The organism is Halorubrum sp. ARQ200, assembly GCF_005435115.1.
Lineage (GTDB): Archaea > Halobacteriota > Halobacteria > Halobacteriales > Haloferacaceae > Halorubrum > Halorubrum tropicale.
This window is the reverse complement of sequence record NZ_SGTZ01000005.1, coordinates 40,965-61,645: the sequence shown is the minus strand read 5'-3', so window position 1 is coordinate 61,645 and position 20,681 is coordinate 40,965. Positions and strand designations below refer to the sequence as shown.

16 protein-coding genes and 1 pseudogene are annotated in these 20,681 nt (G+C 57.5%); 9 read left to right on the top strand and 8 right to left on the bottom strand.

The features are described from left to right. Positions 1-664: 664 nt before the first annotated feature. The 6 genes from EXE50_RS08810 (at position 665) to EXE50_RS08785 (ending at position 7,976) form a co-directional block, all read left to right on the top strand. A complete protein-coding gene (locus EXE50_RS08810) occupies positions 665-1,087 on the top strand; it encodes a hypothetical protein (RefSeq protein WP_137704835.1) in 423 nt (140 codons plus the stop codon). A 149-nt stretch (positions 1,088-1,236) separates the two neighbouring features. Next, a complete protein-coding gene (locus tag EXE50_RS08805; RefSeq protein ID WP_137704834.1) occupies positions 1,237-1,779 on the top strand; it encodes a hypothetical protein in 543 nt (180 codons plus the stop codon). Between the two features lie 98 nt (positions 1,780-1,877). Then, positions 1,878-2,699: a hypothetical protein gene (locus EXE50_RS17695; RefSeq protein ID WP_241982647.1), complete on the top strand. Its 822-nt coding sequence runs from the start codon at positions 1,878-1,880 to the stop codon at positions 2,697-2,699. 101 nt (positions 2,700-2,800) lie between these two features. After that, complete coding sequence (locus EXE50_RS08795) at positions 2,801-3,958, top strand: hypothetical protein (protein ID WP_137704833.1); 1,158 nt, start codon at positions 2,801-2,803, stop codon at positions 3,956-3,958. Then, on the top strand, positions 3,951-7,493 hold the full coding sequence (locus EXE50_RS08790) for a UvrD-helicase domain-containing protein (RefSeq protein ID WP_137704832.1): 3,543 nt from the start codon (positions 3,951-3,953) through the stop codon (positions 7,491-7,493). Before EXE50_RS08795 ends, EXE50_RS08790 begins: the two co-directional genes overlap by 8 nt. A gap of 75 nt (positions 7,494-7,568) precedes the next feature. Then, positions 7,569-7,976: a hypothetical protein gene (locus EXE50_RS08785; protein ID WP_053770043.1), complete on the top strand. Its 408-nt coding sequence runs from the start codon at positions 7,569-7,571 to the stop codon at positions 7,974-7,976. Positions 7,977-8,835: 859 nt separating this feature from the next. Here EXE50_RS08785 and EXE50_RS08780 read toward each other — a convergent pair. Then, a pseudogene (locus EXE50_RS08780) lies at positions 8,836-10,090 on the bottom strand (RNA-guided endonuclease InsQ/TnpB family protein). Positions 10,091-10,668: 578 nt separating this feature from the next. On the opposite strand from EXE50_RS08780, the gene EXE50_RS08775 reads away from it, so the two are divergent. Continuing rightward, positions 10,669-11,469, top strand: a complete 801-nt coding sequence (locus EXE50_RS08775) for a UbiA family prenyltransferase (protein ID WP_240471156.1) — start codon at positions 10,669-10,671, stop codon at positions 11,467-11,469. 83 nt (positions 11,470-11,552) lie between these two features. Further along, entirely contained in the window at positions 11,553-13,214 is a 1,662-nt protein-coding gene (locus tag EXE50_RS08770) for a histidine kinase N-terminal 7TM domain-containing protein (protein ID WP_240471155.1), read from the top strand. 52 nt (positions 13,215-13,266) lie between these two features. Here EXE50_RS08770 and EXE50_RS08765 read toward each other — a convergent pair whose 3' ends face one another. Both EXE50_RS08765 and EXE50_RS08760 read right to left on the bottom strand, forming a co-directional pair. Continuing rightward, a complete protein-coding gene (locus tag EXE50_RS08765; protein WP_053771996.1) occupies positions 13,267-14,586 on the bottom strand; it encodes a methyl-accepting chemotaxis protein in 1,320 nt (439 codons plus the stop codon). Positions 14,587-14,730: 144 nt separating this feature from the next. Beyond that, positions 14,731-14,928, bottom strand: a complete 198-nt coding sequence (locus tag EXE50_RS08760) for a hypothetical protein (RefSeq protein WP_077152297.1) — start codon at positions 14,926-14,928, stop codon at positions 14,731-14,733. A 228-nt stretch (positions 14,929-15,156) separates the two neighbouring features. Here EXE50_RS08760 and EXE50_RS08755 point away from each other — a divergent pair, with 228 nt between their 5' ends. Further along, entirely contained in the window at positions 15,157-15,588 is a 432-nt protein-coding gene (locus EXE50_RS08755) for a TRAM domain-containing protein (protein WP_077152296.1), read from the top strand. Positions 15,589-15,626: 38 nt separating this feature from the next. Here the strand turns inward: EXE50_RS08755 and EXE50_RS08750 are convergent, their stop codons facing one another. The 5 genes from EXE50_RS08750 to EXE50_RS08730 form a co-directional block, all read right to left on the bottom strand. Next, positions 15,627-16,001 carry a DUF6788 family protein gene (locus EXE50_RS08750; protein ID WP_077152295.1) on the bottom strand — a complete coding sequence of 125 codons (375 nt, stop codon included), beginning with the start codon at positions 15,999-16,001 and terminating at the stop codon, positions 15,627-15,629. Between the two features lie 462 nt (positions 16,002-16,463). Beyond that, positions 16,464-17,645: an ABC transporter ATP-binding protein gene (locus tag EXE50_RS08745; RefSeq protein WP_053771994.1), complete on the bottom strand. Its 1,182-nt coding sequence runs from the start codon at positions 17,643-17,645 to the stop codon at positions 16,464-16,466. A 2-nt stretch (positions 17,646-17,647) separates the two neighbouring features. Beyond that, positions 17,648-18,532, bottom strand: coding sequence for a carbohydrate ABC transporter permease (locus tag EXE50_RS08740; protein WP_053771993.1), 885 nt, complete (start codon positions 18,530-18,532; stop codon positions 17,648-17,650). A 1-nt stretch (position 18,533) separates the two neighbouring features. Next, positions 18,534-19,418 carry a carbohydrate ABC transporter permease gene (locus EXE50_RS08735; RefSeq protein WP_053771992.1) on the bottom strand — a complete coding sequence of 295 codons (885 nt, stop codon included), beginning with the start codon at positions 19,416-19,418 and terminating at the stop codon, positions 18,534-18,536. Positions 19,419-19,492: 74 nt separating this feature from the next. Next, positions 19,493-20,680 (bottom strand): ABC transporter substrate-binding protein, encoded by a 1,188-nt coding sequence (locus EXE50_RS08730; RefSeq protein WP_053772358.1) that lies wholly within the window; start codon positions 20,678-20,680, stop codon positions 19,493-19,495. Between the last annotated feature and the right edge of the window lies 1 nt (position 20,681).

Below are 20,681 nucleotides of genomic sequence, written 5' to 3'. Positions count from 1 at the left end.
TCTCAACACGGTGAGACGACACCGTCTCAATCCGGACGGAGTGTCGGCAGGCCCCAACCCAATGGTGGCATTATTGTGGCCGGGCCAGCGGTGAGGTTTTCCCAAGATGAATACGCTTCTCGCACTCGTCGTTTTCACCGCGTCGTTCGGCACCGCAATCGCCCTGCTCGTCGGCATCATCTTTGCCGCTCTGTTGTCGATGAATGCCCGGAGTGGATCGGAGGGTTGTGACTTCTGTTCGAGTGACGCCGCGACTCGTCTCGGGGGTGGTGACGTGGCGTGTAGTGACTGCAAACGCCGGGTGCTTTGACCGGCTTCTCAGCGGAGGTCAAGACCCCCTCTCCACGCCCTGTTCACTGGTGGGTTTGTTGCGGCAGTTGACGGAACCGCAACCAGCCGGCAGTGGAGACAGTCGATCACTCGGGTCTGTTCGGGGTCGATCTCGGAGGGCGACTAGTGGAGGATTTGTCTCGTACCTCCCCACTCGTAACGGTCCCAATGGGACGGCTGGTTGTAACGTTAGTAGCAACTACTAACCCACCGTTCAGCACGGTGGCGGAGACACCGGCTACGGCCGAGTCTTGACCTCGCTTCAGATGGCGACATTTTTGCCTCCCACCAGTGGTGAGGGTTTCCCCCGAGGGGGTGACCCGACCAACCGACTATGAGTGAAACACTTCGCGGTTCGACGCCTCAGTCCGAGTTCACCCTGACGACTACCCTTGACGACGAGATCGAGTGTGCCTGTGAGGGCTGTCACGACGACGTCGACGACCAGCTGAAACTCCTGCTCGGGTGTGACGCCCGTGGGATGGTCGCTGACTACGGGACGGTCGGCTTCTGTTCGCTTGAGTGTGCCCGCCAGTTCGTCTCGGCGGGCCCGTACCAGTCGCTCGAGGAGGACCTGATCGTCTACACCCAGCAGCCGGTCGTCGCGACCGTCGTCCACAACGGCGAGGTCATCGAGGCCACGCTCGGCTTCGACGTCAAGGAGGCCATCGAGGCGGCCGCCGAGATCGTGGCCGACCTCGTCGACGACGTGGAGCTCTCGCCTGACGACTTCTCGATCCAGACCGAAGCACTCTGACCAGCCGGTCTCCATTTTTTCTGCGCTACCGGACCGGCGCGATACTCTCGCCAATCTCATGCGCCAACTCTTCTCTGGTGGCCCAACTGCTACTCGGCCCATGCTTTCTGCCCTTGGCCTTTAAATACGATTGGTTTTGACAGATATGTATGTCAGAATCCTTTGATCCTGATCATGTGCCCTCCACCTCCCGATTCTCTGTAACGTATCGCCCGGAGCAGGGCTCTCGCCGCCGACTCCAATTTGTGCCTCGTGAGGACAGCACTGGCTGGTGGCTAATCGAACTGCGCGACGCTGAGAATCGCTGGCAGATCGTTGGTCGGGAACCGCTCACAACGGCTCAACTTAGGACACAGCCGCTACAGGGCCTGGAGACGTCTCAGCACCGATCAACGGGGCCGTCTCGTCCGCTCGAACTGTTCAAAATTGTCGCTAAAGAGCGCGCGTGGCAGATTCTTCAAACGGTGAGTCTGCTTGATGAACCTGTGCGCCGTGAGCAGCTTGAACGATTTGTCACAGCATACGACCACGGCGACACCAATACTGACCAGCCCATCGATCCGGATCTGAAAGTGACACTCGATGAGGCAATCAAAAAGATGGCCCAGCTCAATGTGATCGAGGCGACACCAGATGGTATCACAAGTGGCCCACAGTTTGGACACGCATTTGCAACGGTCGTCATCTCGTAGGTCACGTAAGTGATAGCTTAGTACACTATCTGACTACTTCCGCTCTGGGGCAAGCAGTTTATTATCGCCTTGTTGTACCTTACTTACTGATAGATCTGATGTCGACAACGGACCTCCACACGACTGACGACGATATTGCCTCGCAGATCTCGATTTACTGTAGCGAGGAAGAACGGCTTCTCAATCGTGCTGACCGCACAGCGACGCCGACAGAACTCGTGTTGGCGCCGACCGAACTCCACCAACGAAACCTCCAACGGCGACTGCGAGAGCGTACACAGCCACAGAATGCGTTTGAATTTGTCGACCCGAAAACCGTTGCGGAAGTACTGCTTGGAGCCGCAGACCCGACCCCGACGAGCCTCGATCGCGTCGATCGCTTAGCGCTCCTCCAGTCGCTTCCGACGACGACACCCGATCAGCCATCGGGACTCCGTCCGTTGCTTGCTGCCCGTCGAGACGTCGATCCCCAACAACTTGAGCAGATCCGTTCAGAGGTCGAATCAATGACGAACTTCCATCCGGATCGGATTGCGGCGCTGCGCGATGTCACCGACGAGTTTGCGACTCCCATTGCGGACGAGGCGACCTCACTGGTTGATGGTGGCCTCGCCGTCGAGACGTGGCTGCGCAACCAGACTGACAAAGCGGTCTCGAAGACGGCGTTTCTCAGACGGGCGACGCGTCGCCTCATCGGCGGCGACGAGGTGTGGACCGATTGCTATCCCGATATCGAGCGGATCTCGCTCGTCGGTGTGAGCAGCATCCCGGCACCAGAGGTTGACTTCCTGTATGGCCTCTGTACCGCAACAACGGCAGATATCGAACTCCACCTCCGCCCCGGAACCAGCGAGTACCTCACCATGCGACTCCCGGACCTCTTGTCCATTGATTATCCCGGGCGAGAGGTGAATCTGTGACCCACGCCCACCGCACGGCACTCACTGGCGAGCTGCCAGCACCGTCATGTCCTGTTGTCGAATTGCCCGCACCGACGCGTCGCGAGGAAGCGCGTGCTGTGATGGCGACGATCAGCGAACTTCGCGATCGTGGCGTGGACGTCCGCGACATCGTCGTTGTGGCTCGCGATCTTGATCCGTATGAACAGCCGCTGACCCGGGCAGCCATCCAGTATGGGGTGACGCCAGTGTTTTGGACACAGTTGCGCGTGACCCGCACCGAACCATACGCGCTGATAGCGGCGCTTTGTACGCTCTTTGGCGCCGGCGACGTCGCTGCTACAACGCTGTTGGAACCAGTGGCGCAGCGGTGGGCACCACTTACGGATACAGCCAGCTGGCCACTCGAACAGTCGACGATCCAGGCCGCTCTCGAGGCCCTTCCCCCTGGGCATCGATCGATCGCCGAGTGGGCCGAAACGATACAGACACACACCACGGACGAGCGACTCACAACCTACTGTGACTGGCTACTGTCGCATGCCGAGCGCGAGCCAACGCCAGAGACAGTTGGAACGGTTCTGGGCGCGTCGATCGACGCGTATCGCGAGACGAGCGTGCCCGCCCGCAAGCAGGCTGACTCACTGGCGCTCATGGCGACGGAGACGGCCGCGCGAGCAACCGTCAGGGTCACTCGGCTCGTCGAGCAGGTCTCGCACAAATACGACGAATGGCTCGCAGACGGGACGGTCTCCCGATCGTGGGACGCTGTACAGGAGCTGTGTGAGCTGCTGGCGACACAACGCCCGGGCCGCCGTGAACACTCGAACGCCTGGGCCATCGACATTATGGAGGCAAACGACGTGTGGGCGCTGTCTGCTCCATTCGTTATCGCGGTCGGCGCGACAGCAGCCGAGTGGCCGGCCCAGATTGACAGCGTTGTTCCCACAGAGCTCCAGGAAGCCGTTCTCGCGGGAGGTGGTGAGACAGATATCGTTGCGCCGCGAACCGCGTGGGGAAACGGCCGTGATCGCGATCACTTCGCCGATGCGATGCGTGCCGCCGAGCGCGGCGTGATCGTGACGCGGTACACACAGACCGCCGACGGTGGTGTTGTGTACCCCTCGCCGTTTCTTGCGTCACTCGAGATGGAGACTGTCTCCGAGCAGGCTCGCACCCAACTGGTGAGCACGACACCGCAGCTTCCTGAGCCGATTGCCGCGCTCCTCTCTGCGAGTACAGATACCGTTCCAGCACCCACCAAGACATCTCATGAGTAACGACGACGACCCACGGAGACTCCGGAACGCACAAGCAACGATCAGAGACCGATTCGTCGACGCCGAGTCGGGACTGTTTACCATGAACTGTGTCGCCGGTGCTGGCAAATCACTGACGATGCAGCGAATCGCGGCCGAAACCATCATTCGGCGGTACGCTCGTGGCGATCGGACACCTGCCCAGAGCGTGGCCGTCATGTCGTTTACCACCGATGAGGCGGCCGCGATCGGACCCGGTGTCTGTGAACACATTCGGGAGATCGTGGATCATGCGTTGATCCCCGAGGCAGCGTCACTCACCGAGTCAGATATCGCGTATCTCGTGACACGGGTCCGGCACGCACCGTTCATCGGTACTGTCGACAGCGTGTTGCGTGACGTATTCGAAGAGCTGGCTACCGACCTGGGGTTCGAAGAGACGCCAACGGTCGGGAATAAGGCGTTGTTGAAAACGGTTCACAACGCGTGTTATGATGCTGTCGCTGCCGATCCGGCCCACGAAGACGCGATAGCCGAACTGGAAGCAGCATACCCGGATGGCCGTTGGGCAGCCACTCCTGCAGAGATGCTCGCTAACGCCGTCAAGTACTGTCGCGATCAGCGACTCACCACGACCGCTTTCGAACGCAAACTCCGTACCACACAGGAGGCAGTGTATCCCGAGGGACGAACCAGCAGTCGTGCGGATATCGTGGCGACGATCGCAGACATCGTCGACGCCGACGCCGCAGCTGACACCGACGCGGCTCTCTCAGCAGCGGCGTGGGACGACCTTGTGGCTGCTGACCAGCGTCTCTATGACGCGTGGGACACGACGTTGACAGCGTTTGGTGACGTGCTTGAAGCCTACCGCGAGCAGTACCGAGCCCTGATCCGCGAGTATGGCGTGGTCTCTCACACCGATGTCGCCTTCTTCATCACCAGTGTGTTCAAGCGTGACTGGCCAGTCGATGGCGATGGGCCAACCACCGACCAGCACACAGCCCTGCGTCAGCGGTACCACGCGCGGCTCGATAGCGTGATCATCGATGAAGCACAGGATATCTCCATTATCCAGCACGCAGCACTGTCACAGCTCGTCACTCCCTCGATGCGCGTCCTCGCGTGTGGCGATACGCTCCAAAGCATCTACCGCTGGCGACATGCCGATCCGTCGCTGTTCACGACCGCCTGTCGCGAGGGCCAGTATCTGGGTTTCGACTGGGACACCCATGCGACGGTGACAGCCGCAACAACTTATCGTGGAACCCCCGATATCGCCGCCGGCATCAACACCATCATGCGGCCCGTCTTTGACGATCCAACTCGCGGGGGGCTCAATGATTTTGCGGCGACTTACCCCGGCCTCGACGCATCTCGGGATCCAACCGCCGACCCGAGCATCCACGTCGCCGCGTTCACCGGTGGGGCAGCGCCCGACACGGAACGGTGGGTCAACCCCGACGGCCGCGCTGGCGAGGCGAACATCCTTGCGACGTACATCGCACAAGGCCTCGCTGATGGGACATTGACTGACGAGACCGGGTCGCCACAGTCGATAACCGTCGTCTTCAGAAAGCGAACGCGGATGGACGCGTACAAAGACGCGTTCAAGGCCGAAGGACTGACCGTTCAAAACGCGAGTTCGAGACTCTTTGCGTGTCCCGTGGTCAAGGCGGTCCTCGCCGTGTGTGACTGGCTCACTGCGCCGACCGATCGGGCCCAGACACGCGCATTGTTGACTGACTCGCCGTTCGATTTCACAGGCGCCCACGACTGCTTCGAGCGGGCTGGGTACGACCTTGACATTATCTGTGCGGCCGACGACTTCGACGCCGAAACCCGAGACATCCTCTGTGGCCTGCGCGATCTTCGCGGTCAGCTGGGCCGGTTCCATCGCGTTCCAGCGTCGGTGTATCTGGAAGACATCATCGAGCAACTCGCGCTTCGAGCCGACCCGGGCGACCAGTTCACCGACCTGCCGGCAGCACAACGAGTAGCCGCGCTCGACGCGCTCACGAGCACCGTCGCCGACTGGGAAGCGGACACGCAGTACCCACCAGCCGCCCTCGGTGACCTACTCGCGCCGTTTCGGGCGGCCCCGAGCGAGGGGCCCGATATCCCGAGTGTGACCACTGATGCTGACGTCGTCTTCAGCACAGTTCATCGGCTCAAAGGCGATCAAGACGATGTGATTGTGCTCGCAACGCCGGGGTTCAAGCTCTGGGACACTGGCCCGTTCTCTCAGCGGTTCATGACGCAGGGTGGCGTTGCGGCGTTAGCGCCGCCGACGAACGTCGAGACAGCACCCGATATCGAACTGCCACCATTCGATGGGGGACTCTACACGCCAAGCAGTGACAGTCGCGATAAACAGGGTGCTGCATCACGCGATATCGGGTTGCGGTGGGCGACCGAGCACTGGCTCGACGGCGCCGACGGTGGGGGCCCGCACCTGCTTGGTCCCGACCAGCTCCAGGCAGTCGCAGCCAACGAGCGTGCGGAGGCGTGGCGACTCCTGTATGTGGCACTCTCTCGGGCACGTGACCATCTCGTCATCCCGCTTCCGAAGACGTTACCCGGCACGGCACAGCCGCGTGATCGCTGGCTCGATACCCTGTTTGAGACACTCGAGTTTTCGCCTGGACGAACACCCACGTATGCGATCGACGAGCCGTCCAGTGCCGGTGATTTGACGATCGGTGTGAATGACGTCGACGGCAGTGAGACACGCGAGATGTACGCCACGCCGCTATCGGTGACGGGTGCCGTCCCGCCTCGACGCGATCAGTTGGAGTCGTGGGTCCCACGTTTTCTCGACCCGAGTACGGCCTATCCGTTGACTGACGATGTCGACGCTACCGTGGGTGCCCACCTCCTCGACGAGCCGATACACACCGACACTGAGGCGGTGGCCGACGACCTCCCAATCACGTTCGAGACGCTTGGGCCAGAGGCCGTCGGAACCTGTCTCCACGAGGCCTTACTCACCCTCATCGAGATGGACGTGCCGGCCACCGAGATTGATGCGTGGAGCAAGCCCGTCCGAAGCGCGCTTCAGCACGCGATGGAACAGATAACGCCGCAGTCGATCGAGATGCTTCCAGATACTGAACGTGGTGGCCTCGTCAGCTTCTTCCACGTGTCAGTCGTGGCGGACTTCCTCAAGTCCGATCTGTGGGCCCAGATCCAAGCAGCAGAAGCTGTCTATGTCGACCACGATTTGAGTGGACTCGTGACTGCTGGAGCGGTTGAGGTAGAAGTTCATGGTGAGGCCGATATCCTCATAGATCTGGGCGGAGGCGAGTGGCAACTGGCCGATCTCAAAATTGCGCTGAATGAGTCACACGACGCAACGCAACCGCGGTATGAACTCCAGATCGCCGCCTACGAGCACATCCTCCGCCAAGAGCTTGGCCCGGCAGCGACAATTCACGCCAGTGTCGAAACGTTCGGGTGTGTCCGAAGGTCAGTGTGCGGACAGTTCCCGCCCACGGTCCTTGCGCGCCGTGTTCGCACTCTCGTTGGGTCGGATAAGTCGATCTCCGGCACTTGAAATTGGTTAAACAGCCGATTCCCACGATTCTATATAGCAATGTTCCTTTTTATATGTTCAGCCAGTATTGTGCGTATGGGTACAAACCATACAACAAGGTCAGACAGTATGTTTCAGTGGCCGTCAGAACCGATCGGGTATGTGGCGGTTCTTTTGGCCCTCATTACGGGACTCATCCATCTCGTGGCGACGACACGAGCGATTGAAATGAGCGTTGTGCTGGCAGTGCTCTTCGTGCTCAACGGACTGGGTTTCCTCGGCGGAGCAGCAGTATATTTCACCCGGTTCTGGCGACGCTCATTTTTCCTTGTGGCTGCAGTATACTCGTTGGTGACGATTCTTGCGTTATTCCCGTTCCGAGGGTGGGGGATTGAAGCGTTCTACATGAATGGGGAGATTAACCCAATTGTCACCATTACGAAAATTGCGGAGGCCTTCCTCGCGATCGTGTCGGTTTATTTGTACAGCCGCACGAGCAATTGACACCTTCATTGCCCTGAAGGCGAGGATTCTCGACCGCACTGAGAAATTCTTTCTCGCGGTATCGAGCAAGTAGGAGCGGGACGCTCCGAATTAACGCCTGTGGAGACTGCGCTCCCTAGGGATATACTTGTATCTGGCTTTGTTAAAATATTCTCATTCAAATATATTCTAACTTGAAATAGTTCTATGATAGACGTGAATATAAGTCACTGTTCCGAATTAAAGGGTTTAGCTTAGTGATTGAGAGTCTGCTATTAGGCTCCGACTGATGCGCTACAAAAAAACATATTGGCGGGGGCACATACATTTAAGTATGCCCTCTAAGCGTGATCTTCTCGAAGAAGAAAATCCATCTAATGGGCCAGACCGGTCAGAGTTTCAGTGGATTCGTATTTTTGCTTTTATAATCGGGGTAAGTATTACTGTCCTCTATCTTTGGATAAATCTATTTCAGTATATCCCAGACTGGACTGCTGCGGCTATCGGAGCGGTTCCTGTTGTATTCCTCCTCTATAGCTTCAGTTCGCAGTCTTGGCAAACCTGTACGAAAATCGCCGTCGGTGTTGCAATCGGAAGTAGTCTTGGAACCTTTTTTTGAGTCGCTTGACACAATCTGTGCAGGTGAAGTACCTCGGGGACGAGCCCCGAGGCTTCACCGTTGTGTCTGTATCGTCCAGAAACGGACGGACAAACACAGGCGAATTCACTTGTGCGTTCTCCGCTTTGCGGAGCGGGTAATTGCCCAACCTGTTCATAGCGGAAACAGCACGGAAACCCACCTCTTCAGGGCTATCTTTTATATTGATCTCTCCAGGGGGCTACGAACCCCAACCACAATATATCAGTGAACTACCCTACCCTACTCACTCGCCGCCGACGCGGCTCGTTCCTTGAGGGTAGGGCTTCCTGCTTCCACGACGCGCTTTGCAGAAACCGTGGTGGTTCCCGTAGGGAGCGCAGTCTCCACAGGCGTTAATTCGGAGCGTCCCGCTCCTACTTGCTCGATACCGCGACAAAGAATGTTCCACGCCGCGTTCGCATCTCTATCCGTCTCGAAACCGGCAGGCAGGACAGGAATGTTCGCGGACCCACAACGGCTTCTCCGTCGAGACGCCGCACGCCGCGCACTCTCTTGTCGTCCCTCTCGGGTTGACCGCCACGAACTGCGTCCCCTCTCGCTTGCACTTATACTCGAGCATCCGAAAGAACGTTCGCCACGCGGCAGACGCCGTATTGCGGCTGTTCGACGGCGACTCCATCATCCTCTTCACGTTCAGGTCTTCGACCGCCACGAGGTCGTACTCCCGAGCGTAGTAGTTCGAGAGTTTATGGAGAAAATCACGGCGCTTCCGTCGGAGATCGGCGTGACACTCCGCGACGCGACGCCGTTGCTTCTCGTAGTTGTTCGACCCGTGTTGCTTCCGCGAGAGTTTCCGTTGCTCACGCTCCAAGCGTTCACGCTCGTCGGAGAGATCGAGCGACTCGATCGCCGTGCCGTCGGTGTCGTGGGCGTACTTGAGAATCCCTACATCAATTCCGACGCACTTCTCGGGATTTTCGGTGGGTTCGGGCGGTTCACGGTCGATTTGGACGCCGAACGTGGCGAACCACTCGCCCGTCGGTTTCTTCTTGACCGTGACCTGCTTGAGGCTGGCGTCGTCGGGGATGTTGCGGTGGAGTCGTATCGGAATGTCCGCGATTTTCGAGAGTGACAGCACAGTCTGACCGCCCTTCTTGTCGAGCTTGAAGCCAGACTGACTGTACGTGAAACTGCGGAACTCTCGTGGTGATTTCCAGTTGAGTTTCCCGACGCCGTAGCCGTTCTCCTTGAGTTTGGAGAGGCTGTTGAGGTTATCGAACAGCCGTTCTACGACGGTTTGGAGAACCTTTGAGTATACGTCTGAGAGACCGTCCCACCATTTCTTGAGGTCGGGGAGTTCCGACCGAAGCGTGGTCATGGACGGCAGTTCGCCGTGGGCGTCTTGGTACTCGTTGAGGCGGTAGCGCGTGTGGTTGTACAGTTGCTACAGTTGCCTACAAATATCGCGGTGGCGGTCCAACTCCTTGCGGTGGGCGTCGGACGGCTTGAGACGATACTTGTAGGCGTAGTACATGGCGCTACTTGCGCTCCTCGATGAGTTCGTCCAACTGCTCTCGGACGAATGATGAGAGGTTGAGGTGTTGGTCCTCAATCCACTCGTCTTGGTCCTCCCGAATCGTGATTGTCTTTCGTTTCACCGTAATGCACACTATACACGCTACACGCATAACAGCTTCGGTAGACGTGGGCCTGTGGGCCTGCAACAGAACAGTGTACGAACAGATGATGACGGCGCTGTATCCCCGCCCTACTGCGCTACTCGGGCTACGCCCTGCGTTGCTCGTTGAGGACGGGGGCTTAGCGCCTACATTCAGCTAATGGTATCATTTGAGAAACCCACAGACAGCCTGTTCATATGCCGAACGGTCTCTGTCTATCTTTATTGTCAGTTGGGAGTAATTTACAGCTGGCACCCAGGGAAACAACAGCGGGTTTTCTTGTGGTGTCCCTAACAGAATGTCAAACAAAAAACCAGAACAGATGGATTCCGGTAGACAACCTACCGGAACCAGTAGCGGTTTTCGTCCATCAGTGAAACTGTGGCATCGAATACGAAGAGTCTGTATTTTTCTCCAACTTGATATCGTAGGCATGGGGATCGCTGGAACGCTTGTCACGATGGTGATCCTGTCGCTCGAGCCATCCTTAGCACCCGTCGTCGTTGGATTGGTCGCTTACGGTGTCTACGTCGGCGATAGAATCAGCGATGTGCGATACGACCCACAAGCGACGTCCGAGCGAAGTGCGTTTATCGGGCGACACAGGCGTCTGCTTTCGATCACGTCTGCTGGAGCATACGGACTTGCAATTACTCTCTCGGCGCTTGGTGGCCCACTCGCGCTTGCGGTCACTCTCGTGCCAGGCGTAACGTGGATCTTGTATGTAGTAGATTTGTCTGAACGATCGCTTGTGCCGCTCAAGCGCCTGAAGACCATCTTTGTGCTTAATTCTACGCTTGTGGCACTGGCGTGGGCGACAGCAATGGTAATCCTGCCAATTGTGTTTGCCGACGCCGCAATCACGCCACTTGCCATTGTGTTGGCGGTTTACTTTTTTGCCGATATTTTCGTCAACACTGAAATTCCGAACGTCCGCGACATCGAAGATGATGTCAAAAATAATGTCTCAACGTTCCCGACTGTCGTCGGCGTCAAGCGGACACGGCATCTATTGTACATCATCAACATGCTCTCAATTCTCGTCGTCATTGGCGCGTTTCTTAGCGGATTCCTCCCAGCACTTTTTGCGTTGGTCCTTCTTGCTGGACGAGTGCTGGCGGTTTTCCTTAATAGTCGAATTGGGCGTAGTAACGACTACCGTCGCCTGGAGTTGCTCGGTGAGATGAACTACGTGTTCGTGGCGTGCGGACTGTTCATCGCTATCATCGGGTAATCCACGCCACTCTTTTTTATCAAGCGGGGATGGTTTGATTTCTCTGACATAAAGTTAGTATACATAGATGTCCTTGTGAGACTATGTCGACTACTACCTTTCTGCTGTCTGTGCTACACATCTCCGTCGTTCTTGGCTCAGCTTCGGCTATTTTAGCGTGGAGGGAGGGGCAATCTCCGGGGGCGAGACCTCTCGTACTGTTGCTGGCCGGGCAGGTGTTCTGGTCGCTTATGCTTATTTTTCGACTCCGAGCACCTGGCGTGGAGGCAAAGCTATTCTGGATGTACCTGATGTGGATAGGCGTCGTTGCAATCCCACTCGGCTGGATGCTGTTTGCGTTATCATACACCGGTCACGATCGCTTTTTGAAGTGGAGATATGTATCGGCACTTACGGTCGTTCCGGTGGTGACCGTGATTTTAGCCATTCTCGGGCCGGCTCAGGGACTGCTACAGATCAGTATCGCACAAACACCAGATCTCAGCGTTGTCCAGAACGACAGCGGAGGCGTCTGGTATTGGATTGTCGCCGGTTATACGTATCTACTGGGTGGCGTGGGTAGTGCTCTGTTAGTCCGGTTGGCCCTGAGCCAGATGGCTGCGTTTCGGAAGCAGGCGTATACGCTGATTGGAGCGTTGATCATTCCCTGGGGTATAAACCTATGCTACCTCACAGACGTGCTTAGCACGCCTATTGACCCGACACCAGTCGCATTTTCAGTTTCTGGCGTCATCTACCTGACCGCCATTCGACGGTACAGTTTACTGCGAACGAATCCGGCCCCGAACACTACCGCTCGAAGACTCGTATTTGATAGTACCCAAGAAGGGATACTTGTTCTTGATTTGAATGACAACGTGATTAACGTCAATGGTCCAGCACTGGAGATGCTTAATGTACAAAAAGACGAACTGCTCGGATCATCTGCGCCAGAGACGATTCCTAAGTACGAGGTATTTCCAGATTCTGGAGTATTTGAGGACTTCCTCACGATACAAACCCACTCAGGTAAGCGGGACTTCAAGATCAAAACTGTCGAGATTACTACCCAGCGAGGGCAGGTCATCGGGAGCATGGTGACGTTACAGGACGTGACTGAGTTCTTGCGCCAAGAACAGCGTCTACAGGTTCTCAATCGCGTGCTTCGCCACAACATCAAGACAGAAACTAACCTGATACTTGGGTATAGCGAGGACCTACCGACGAAAGCAGCCGAGCGCGTAAAACAAAGCGCCCTTCAAATTGATGAGCTAGGACAGAAAGGTCGCGAGGCAATCCGGCTTTTCAGTCGCGCTCGAGAAGAATCCGACGTCAGATCGATAGAGATGATACTTGAAGAGCGGCTGAGAGAGGTTAGCTCACGCTTTTCCGACGTTACATTCGAACTTCAGTGTCCTGACCAGGAGGTACCCGTCGATGTGCTTGTTCGTCCAGTGCTTTCGAACGCTATCGAAAACGCTGCTGAACACAATACCAGTGACAGTCCACATGTTGAGATTGTCGCCAGCGTAGGCGAGCAGGTACAGATCGAAATCCGCGATAACGGGCCGGGGATACCCGAGCACGAACTATCCGTACTTTCTGAAGGAACCGAATCTGTGCTTCACCATGGAAGTGGGCTCGGGCTCTGGATCATCAAGTGGGGAACCGATCTCCTCGGCGGTCGTGTCCAGTTTGGCGAAAATGAGGTGACCGGAACTGTCGTCAGCATCTCACTCCCACGGAAGGAACCGTCAACGAACTAGAGCGGAAACGTGGGATGAGACTGTTCGTCTGTCCCATCACGGGATGTCTACCTTAGACAGACGTGTTCATGACCTCAGCGAGTTCGCGGTCAATTTGTTCGACCTGCCGGGTTAGCCCCGCGACCATCTCTGTCTGATTGTCGTTTTCGTCCGCAATCTGTGTAATTTCTTCACTCACGAGGGTAGCCCGTTCAGAGACGTCGTCAACAGCACTCGATATCCCTTCAGCCACGCTCGCCTGCTCATCTGTTGCGTCTGCGATCTCGGTGATCCCGCTTTCGGTCTGCTCAACCGCAGTAAGGATTTGTTTCTGGTTTTCAAGGAGGCCTTGGATGTCGTCTCTCGCGGACTGGATCTCGGCGTTTCCTGCTCTTACCTCGGTAGTTGCCGTAGCAGCCTTCTCTTTGATCCTTGCGACGATTTCTTCGATCTCGTCAGCTTGATCTTGTGAACGATTAGCGAGATTCTTCACCTCGTCGGCGACGACCGCGAACCCATCACTGTCGCTGCGTGCCGCTTCGATGTTGGCGTTCAACGCGAGCATGTTTGTCTGTTCGGCAATATCGTTGATCACGCCAACAAGCTCCTCAACTTGCTCGATCTCGTCTTTCAACTCAGCGACATCGTCTGCGACGGTGTCCGACTTCTCGGCCGTATCGTCTACTTGATCGATAACGTCGGCTGCGGTCTCAACGGACTCCTCAGCGAGTTCCCTCGATTCCGCACTTTGATTGCTGACTTCTTCAGCGCTGGACGCAATCTCTTCGATAGTGGCGCTGAATCCGGAGATCTCACCTTGGGTACTCTTGAGCTCGGCTGCTTGCTCGTCGACGAGCGTGCTGATCTCATTCGATCGGTTCGCGACTTCGGTTGTCGACTCGCTTAGCTGCTCCATCGATGTCTCGACATTGTCCGAGAGCTCTTCTTGGAGGTCGGCGAGCGTCTCCCGCTGTTCGACGACGGTGGTGACATCGAAGAGCAACTCGACAGCACCAACGACCTCGCCGGTTGGTGTCTGAATTGGGGTTCCAATCGCGCGCGCATGTGCTTTCGTTCCATCTGGTCGTTCGGCGGATCGGAACTCGTTTTCACGTATGGGTGTTCCAGTGCGGACGACTTCTTCGGCGAGGGTCTCGTTTTTGCCCTCGGTGCCAAACACGTCGTATGCGTTCATCCCGACAGCTTTGCGCGCTGGGAGGCCAAGCAGATCGGCTGTAGCGGTGTTCCACTGCGTGATGTCTCCATCGGCGTCGACGACGAATGCTGGTTCAGGGAGGTCTGCGATGAACTGCTCGAACGAGTGCCGCCAGAAATCTCCGCCAGATCCGGAACCACTCTGTTGAAGCTGGTCGTTGTCTGTGGCCGTGGCCATATCGGGAGACACTTGGAAGGGGTGATTTGATTTTCGGTGAAATTATCGCCACTGATAGAGTCGTAAGCTGAAGGCTCTGTTAGAGCCCTCTTCTTCAGATATATTCTCACCTGAAACAGCCGGACGATGAGAGCTGCGTGTATATCACTCGTCGGACTGCGCGGAGCGGTCGTACAGCCACCACGGAATATCAAGCACCATTGCCAGTACGACTGCCGCTCCAAGTCCCATCAGGAACCCGTCAGTAACTCGAATTGCGAGGAAAACCGCAGCACCGCTCACGGCAGCTCTCGTCACTCGGTTCAGGTTCCAGTTGAGAAGGACAGACCGAAGTGTTGACATATCCGTTACTCATACAACTGTGAATGTATATCTATGGGAGGGCTGAGGATGCGACGAGAGCCAACTGACAGACCCACGCTCTGTTCTGACCAATCTGGCCTGCTAGCTTTTCGAGGAGTTTTTGTTCGGGATCTGCATGTTCTCTTCAGCATACACTAGATTACCATCTCCGCGTAGCGCAAAACGTGAGAGTTAGATACGTTGACTAGCTACAATCCGCGATAGCTGATGGTCGAAATTTCTGATTCGCTTCGCTCTGTGTTTAGTGCTCAAATCGAAGAACGTGACGGGTCATATATTGTGGATGTCCCCGCGAGTGAGGTTGAACACGACGCGCTTGCCGCCGACGAAACGTATCGCGTCGCGATCTTGAAATCAGAATCCTCGGCAAGCCAGAGGACTCAGGAAGAGCAACCTCAATCGGCTGGGCAAGAACCAACTCCGACGTCGGACGGTCCTCCCGTAGACGAAGGTGAAGTCCGCGACGTGACGATCGAGACGACTGGTGATCAAGGTGACGGCATTGCGAAGGTTGAACGCGGCTACGTCGTGATCGTTCCCGGCGGACAACCAGGTGATGAGCCAACAGTCGAGATCGAGCAAGTCAAAGAGAATGTCGCGTTTGCCAGCATCATCGAACCCGACTCACGGGCGCTGTAACGTCGTTTTACTGGAACCTATCAATTTGACTGGGATCGTTAGAACCCTGACTGTCCTGATCCACCCTCCTCGCTTCCTGGCTTCCCGATGTACTCCGATTTCATCGTCCCGTTTTCACGATAGTAACGATAGAGATACGGGCCGTGCATATCCGCGGGGTCTCCGCTGGCGCACTTACAGCTATCGTCGCCACAGGTGACTTTCTCTTTGACGACGGTCCCGCTTCCTGCGCCATCGGGATCGTCGATGGGCTCGGCAGCCTCGGGAAGCTCGTCAGTGTCGACCGACTGGTCGCGATACTCAATGAGCGCCTCAATATAGTTCTGTACCTCCTGGAGTGTCTCTGTATCCTGTTTGGGGAGCCCCTCAGCGAGATACTTTGGGAGCGGGGTGGGTGGTGACGGCTGCTCCATGCCTTATGTAACAATTGGTACTATGTTAGCGTTCAGGTGCTACATAAGGAAGTGAATTTTCTCTGCCGACCGTGAGCACCTCAGTAATTACTCAAGATCGTAGGCCGCAATCTCGTGAGAGCCACACTGTGGACATTCATCGACATCTTTCTCCACGCTGTACCCACAGTGACGGCACTCATAGTGTGTTGTCGATGGCAGCTTGAACCTCACCATCTGCTGGATGAACTGTTTACTGAGCATTATTGGGGTCAAGATTTCGCCACAGTTGGGGCATTCAGCCCACACGCCTGTGCCGCCGCCAGCGGTCTCATAGTGGGTGATTGCATGCCGACCCGTGACTGTTTCGCCGCAAAACGAGCAGTCGCCACGGACTGTCTCTGGGCCATTAGCACGGTTTCGATCATCATGCGGTCCTCACATCGAGGTGAGAGCTTGAGGTCGCCTGCCGCGACAAGTCGTCTACCGGGACTGCCATCCGTGATCCGCCGCTACAGCCGCGCCCTCGCTCGAAGTGTGCGACTCGGAGTGATAGAACGCGTCACCCGACTCCGGATCGAACAGGTGTAGTCGAGCCGGGTCGTACGCGATCGAAACCGTGTCGTCGGGGCGAATCTCGGACCGCGCCTTCGCTTGGATCTTACAGGGCGTCTCCCCAATCGAGCAGTGCAACAGCAGGCTATCGCCGAGCGGCTCGGTCACGTTCACGGTCGCGTTGAGCGTCTCGTCGCCCGCGTTGGGACGTTCACTCGCCAAGTACAAGTCCTCCGGACGCACGCCGAGCACGGCCCGCTGTCCGTCGCGAGTTGACGCGTCACCGCCCCCCTTCACTCCGTTCCGAACACCCCCGTCGGCGTTCGGAAGCTGGATTGTGAACGCGTCGTGGACGGCGGTCCCATTTTCGACGTCAATGGGGAGCATGTTCATCGCCGGGTCGCCAATAAACTCCGCGACGAACCGGTTTGCTGGGAAGTCGTACAGCGTCTGAGGCTCGTCGACCTGCATGATACGCCCGTCGTTCATCACGACGACACGCTCACCGAGCGTCATCGCCTCCGTCTGGTCGTGGGTCACGTACACGGTCGTCGTCCCGAGCGAGGTATGTAGCTGTGCGAGCTCTGCGCGCATCTGGATGCGAAGCTTCGCGTCGAGGTTCGAGAGCGGCTCGTCCATCAGGAACGCGTCGGGATCGCGAACGATGGCCCGCCCGAGGGCCACTCGCTGGCGTTCCCCGCCAGACATCGCCTGTGGCTTCCGGTCGAGCAGGTCGGCAATATCGAGCGTCTCCGCGGCCTCCTCGACGCGCCGGTCGATCTCCTCGTCAGTGAAGTCGCCGCTCGATTTCATGCCGAAGGTGATGTTTCGCCGCCCGGTCATGTGCGGGTACAGCGCGTAGTTTTGGAATACCATCGCGACGTTCCGGTCCTTCGGTTCGACAGCGGTGACGTCTCGACCGTCCATGACGATCTCGCCGTCGGTCGCGTCTTCGAGGCCGGCGAGCAGCCGGAGCGTCGTGCTCTTGCCGCAGCCGCTCGGGCCAACGATGACGAGGAACTCCCCGTCGACGATTTCGAGGTCGATCCCGTTGACTGCGACGACGTCGTCGAACTCCTTCCGGAGGTTGTGTAGTGTTATGGTTGTCATTGTCACTTCTGTTGGATACTGAACGTCTCTAACAGCGGCTTTCGGAACACAATCATCAGGAGCAGCGGGGGTAAAAGCGTCAGCGTGGAGCCGGCCATCACGAGCGACCACGAGAGCTGTCCGCCCTGTACGTCGCCCTGTAACAGCTGGAGGCCGACCTGCGCGACCTGGTTCGCCTCGGAGTCGATGATGATCAGCGGCCAGAGATACTGGTTCCACGCGTAGACGAACATGATGATCGAGACGCCAACGAGGACCCCCTTCGACATCGGTAGCAACACGAACAGCATGAACTTCAGCGGGCCGACACCGTCCAGCTTCGCCGTCTCGACGATAGACGTCGGGATCGACAGGAAGTGCTGGCGGAGAATGAAGACCGTCGTCGCGCTTGCGAGGTATGGGACCGTGATTGCGAGGATCGTGTTGCTCCACCCGAGGTCGTTCATCAGCTGGAACAGTGGGATGAACCGGACGGGAACCGGCAGAAGCAGTGTGAACAAGATAAACAGGAACACGAGGTCTTTGTACGGGACCCGGTAGTAGACGATCGCCATCGCTGCGAACACCGAGATGATGAGTTTCCCGACGACAATCACGACCGACATCGCCAATGAGTTCCACATGAAGCGGCCGAATTGATATTCCACGAGCACTTCGCGGTAGTTCTCAACGGCGTAACCTCCGGGAAGGAGGTCGACAACGCTGGTGACGACCCCGGACTGTTTCGTGCTGACGGCCAGCGCGACGGCAATTGGGAACACCACCGCCACGACGAGGAGCAGGAGCTGGAAGTGGGTACCGAGATCGTCTTCGTTGATCCGCTGTGTCTCGTAGTTGCCTCTCAGCGCGTCGACCCGCCGTTTCGCGTATTGGAGTACTCCGACCATCTTAGCCACCGTAATATGAGTATTTGTCCGTGATCTGGAACTGGACGAACATCAGCACGCCAACAATGACGAACAACACGACCGACTTCGCGGAGGCGATGCCGAAGTTGAAAAAGGAAAATCCTTCTTGGTACAGGTTGAATATCAGGATGTTAGTCGCGTTCGATGGTCCGCCGCTCGTGAGGAGGTCGACAAACGCGAACGTGCCGAAGAAGGCGTAGATAGTGTTGATGATGACGAGGAAGAATATCGTCGGCGTCATGATTGGGATGTACACAGACACGAGCCGGCGCAGCCCGCCGACTCCGTCCAGTTTGGCGGTCTCCGTGAGCGTGTCCGGCACGTTGTTCATCGCGGCAATCATGAAGATCACATTGTAGCCGATCTGTTTCCAAATGGCCGCCAACGCCACCACGATGAACGCCTGCGACCCGTTGTTGAACCAGTCGACCTCAACGCCGAGCGATTCGATGGGTCCCGTCAGCACGCCGAGCGTCGGGTGAGTGATAAAGAGGAACACGAGCGCGCCGACCGCCGGCGGAAGCGCGTATGGCCAGATCACGGAAATCAGGTAGAGCCCCTGGCCCGTGTCAACCTCATGGATGAGGAAGGTCAGATACAGCGACACGCCGACGACGCCGACGACGACGACGGCCGCGAAGACGACCGAGATGATAATGCTCTGATGGTACCCCGAACTGGTCAATAGCCCGGCGTAGTTTTCGAGCCCAACGAACACCTCGGCCCGTCCAAAGCTCGAGTCGAAAAAGCTGGTCCGAAACGCCATCGCCGTCGGGTAATAGAGGAATACCACTGTGACGAGGAGCGTCGGCAGCAACAGCAACCCCGACTCGATCCGACTGTCGAATATTTCGCGTGTGGACATTCGTGTGAGATAACGTTGTGTGAGTTGGATAGGGCGTGGGTTCGAATTGTTTACAGCTGGCGTCGTCGGCCTCGTCAGTTGTAGTAGCTGTCCAGCACGTCTTCGACCTCTGTTTTGAGCGCCTGAACCTCGGCGTCCATGTCGTCGGCGTTCAGGATGTCGACGGACTTGTCCTGGATCACCGTCTGAACGTTCCGCGCCGGCCCGAGGAGCGCGCGCTTCGTTGCCGGGTCGCTCGCATCCCCGCTCTGGAGCTGATCGAGGGCGACGCCGTACATCGGGTTCTCTTCGAACCAGCCCTCCTCACGAAGCGAGTCGACCGACGGTTGCGTGATCGGATAGTACCCCGACCCCTTGTGCCACTGCGTCTGGACCTCCGGTTCGGACATGTACTGTAAGAGCTGGCCGATGTCCTCGTACCGCGATTCGGGGAGCCCGTCAGGTACGTAAAACGAGGCACCACCAATCACGGGACCGACGCGCGTGTCGCTGATGCTCGGATACGGGGCAGCGCCGACCTCGAAACCGTCCGAGTTGGCGATGAGGCCGGCGACCGATGCAGTACTCGTCAGCAGCATTGCCGACTCCTGTTCAGTGAAGAGCGACGTGGCCTCACCCCACGCCTCAATCCCCGGATTCGTGTAAAGATCGTCTTCGGCCATCCCCCTCCACCACTCGAACATGTCGTAGGCCGCGTCCGGCGTTCGGAACTCGGAGGGCTCGCCGGCGTGGCCGTTCTCGGCGTCCGTCATCAGTTCGCCTTCGAACCCGTACCACGTCTCAACGAACCACACGTGGTTCGGCCAGGTGATCCCGAACTGCGTCACGCCTTCATCGACGAGCTGCTCCGATGCGCTCCTGACCTCAGCCAGTGTCTGCGGTGGGTCGTCGGGGTTGAGCCCGGCCTCTTCGAAGGCATCCCGGTTGATGTACATGATAGCGTTGGAGTTGTTGAACGGGAGCGAGGCGAGTTCGCCGTCAACGGTGAAGAAATCCGCGACGTTGTCGAGAAAAACGCCCGAATCGAAGTCGTCGGGGAGAATCTCCTCGACGGGACGGACTTGGTCCGTGTCCAGCACCTGCTGTGCGAACAGACTGTCGACTTGAAGCATGTCCGAAACGTTCCCAGAGTCGAACGCGGACAATGTGTTCGTCAAGACGTTCTCGTAGCTGTCCTGGAACTCCATGTTAACCGGTTTCCCTGTCTCGTCTTCGAAGTCAGCCCCGATCTGGTCAAGCGTCTCCCCGTTCGTCCCGCCCATA